The sequence below is a fragment of the Paenibacillus algorifonticola genome, assembly GCF_000971975.1.
Classification (GTDB): domain Bacteria; phylum Bacillota; class Bacilli; order Paenibacillales; family Paenibacillaceae; genus Pristimantibacillus; species Pristimantibacillus algorifonticola.
This window is the reverse complement of record NZ_LAQO01000080.1, coordinates 1-2,847: the sequence shown is the minus strand read 5'-3', so window position 1 is coordinate 2,847 and position 2,847 is coordinate 1. Positions and strand designations below refer to the sequence as shown.

At 38.4% G+C, this 2,847-nt stretch carries 3 protein-coding genes; all 3 read right to left on the bottom strand.

Annotated features, from left to right (window positions below; all coding sequences use genetic code 11):
* A partial coding sequence (locus tag WH37_RS32955) for an RHS repeat domain-containing protein (protein ID WP_046234909.1) occupies positions 1 to 297 on the bottom strand: 297 nt, incomplete at its 3' end.
* A 267-nt stretch (positions 298 to 564) separates the two neighbouring features.
* Positions 565 to 966, bottom strand: a complete 402-nt coding sequence (locus WH37_RS32950) for a hypothetical protein (RefSeq protein ID WP_197091413.1) — start codon at positions 964 to 966, stop codon at positions 565 to 567.
* A gap of 11 nt (positions 967 to 977) precedes the next feature.
* Positions 978 to 2,847 (bottom strand): polymorphic toxin-type HINT domain-containing protein (locus WH37_RS32945; protein ID WP_046234908.1); only part of this gene is annotated, 1,870 nt, incomplete at its 5' end.

The window sequence follows — 2,847 nt, the reverse complement described above, 5'->3', positions numbered from 1 at the left end:
TGCATCATAAACGTTTCGTGTCACAATGATGTTGTACGGGTCCTTGACCGTCACCAGACGGTTCAGCTTATCGTACGCATAGGTCATGCGATGGCCGCTCGCATTCGCTTCCGCTATTTTGTTGCCTGCCAAGTCATAGCTGAAGGTCGTCTTCTGCCCTTCTCCATCCGTAACCGCTGCTACACGGCCCACCTCATCATAGGCGTATTTTGTCACATAACCGCGCTCATTCGTTTCTTCCGCTACATTCCCATTTTCATCATACGCAAAACGTTTGAAAGCATCCTGTCCGTTCACCTTGCGGCTCGTCTACACCAGACGGTTCATTACACTCATTGAAGATCCAAAAAAACATCTATGCAACTCTAGTGATTTGTAACACTAATCACTTAGGGTGCGGTATAAGCTAAACAAGCCGACTCCGGTTAATTACCAAAGTCAGCTTGTTATCTAGATGTTTTATCAGTGTCAATAAGATAGGGCTTAATCAGCACTTCCAACAAGGTCTAAATTTTGAATCAACTTCCTGATCAAATTCATCAAAATCACAGTATCATGATAACTCTACTGTTCTCGAAAAGGATTTTCATCTAATATGATGCATGATATTTTTTTTGCCGCTATGAAAATTGGTGGTCTATCAAAATACTCAACATTTATTTTGAAAATATAATTTCCAATTTCTGTTCTGTATTTTTTATTAAATTCGATTTCTTCATCTTCACTTGCTAATTCAATAAAAACTTTGGACGTATCCGTGTGCCATAAAAATAAAGTAGAAACAAAATAGGGTTGGTCAAATACAATGTCAATCGCATACTCATTACTTTGATCTATACTTCCTGATAAAACAATTTGCCCTGCACTCATCATACAAAACTCAAAATCCATCCATAAACATCGCCTTAAATACGCATTAATCTTGTCCATCTCTAAATTTACATCCTCTAAGTTCATTACAAACACAAAATCATCTCCTATGGTAAACCTATGTGTGTATTTCTTGCAGCAGTTTCATTAAAATTGGGATTTTTAGCCCCATTTTTAAAAGTTTCTTTCATGTCACTTTCCTTATACCATTTTCCATCTGTCCCCAAATATTCAAGACCTGATCCTTGAACTTTAGGATCAGGATTCGGAACTGACTGTCTTGAAACTCTATAAATAGTATCCGCATTGGTGTATTTTTTATTGCCAGCATGTATTCTTACCGTATAAACATAACCATCAGCTGTCCATGGCTCTTTTATATCTTTCGGTATACTTTGCAACCCCTGGCGTTCTAATGCTTCGTCCAAGAAATCTTTGGGGTTCTTGGAGTTAAGAAGGTTCCTACCCGTTCCCCCAGAACTGCAACTATCCGTATTTGTATTATGCACCCAAATACTCAAATCAGTCACAAAATACGTATGAAAGTCGGCTACTTCAAAATTATAAACAGTAACGTTTTCTTTTAATTTAATAATCTCAATTAAATCAATTGTGAATAATTTACCATCACTATCTAGAAGCTTATACCCTTCCTTTAAATCTTCTGCAAGAACCCAACCCTTACCTTCCACCCAGAACGGATGGTTAAACGTTGTTTCGATGAGTTTACCACCTATAGTAAGTTTGTAAATCACATCTCGCTCGTTACGGAATAAATTTAATACTTCCTTGTATGCAATATTGCCCGTTTCATCATCCTTGGAAAGAACCATATCTCCGACTTCAATTTCTTCGATATTTTTCTCACCTTCGTCTGTAATTATCTTCGTTCCAGCAGTAAAACAGTTACAAGGTTTTATCTTTGTAGGTGTTGTTGCACGACTAGAAACTATTTCGTAAGTTCCATTAGCTTTTAAAACCGCTCTACTTCCAAACCTTCCTGTAACTTTTCCTTTAATTTTTGTAGATCCAACACCGGCTCCACTTGATAAATCATCATTTGCTTTATCAGATTGGTACATTGCTTGAGCTTCTGCAAATGTCACGCCATGAACAACGGTGTGATTATAGCTAAACTCAAGACCACCTACTGAGTTTTTATAGATTTTTAGCCCTATCCCTTTTAATTGGCTTTCTGTAATTTTACCTCCATTTCTTTCCATTGTATCTAATATGACTATAGCTTGTTCTAAAGTAATGTTCGGATAATCTATAGCCTCAGCAACAAAATCTGCTTCATTTGATCTTAATTGATAGGATAAATTTAGACTCGCCGTAGATATATTATTTACTGCATGAGTCTTAGTATCGGTTGTGTAGTAATACCTTGAACTCACCGTTATATTGGTTCGGCCGATTACCGTTGTAGTCACGGTAGACGTCCCTTGCATACTCGCATATGCGGAATCTCTAGTTGAGTATATACCAACTTTATTAATTGTTGAGGTCCATTCGTTAAACGTCATATAACGACCTTGGGCAATCGCCTGATTGACGACTTTTTCTATCTCGGCAGTTTGGAAAACAAGGGGAGTCGTTACGCTATTTTTAGATGCACTATTGCCTCGTATATCATTTGCTTGTTTTTGTATAGCTTGTCTCTCTGCTGTTGTTTGAGCTTCATAATAAGCGCTTGTCAAAGCTATAATTTTAGCCTGCGCTTCAACATTTAACTTACTATCCCCCTGCTCCCAATGCCCTGTCGGGTCCCAATAAATCAACGGATTATTAAGCACATACGTATACCGGTTCAGCGACAACGGCTCATTTGCCCGCCCTTTATACGTATCCTCGGATATAAACCGGCCCACATACGGATCATAATAACGCGCACGCAGGTAATACAAGCCCACTTCCGCATCATAAAACTCTCCCGAGTAGCGGATCGTGCTTTCATATAGCTCAATCGTCAGCGTT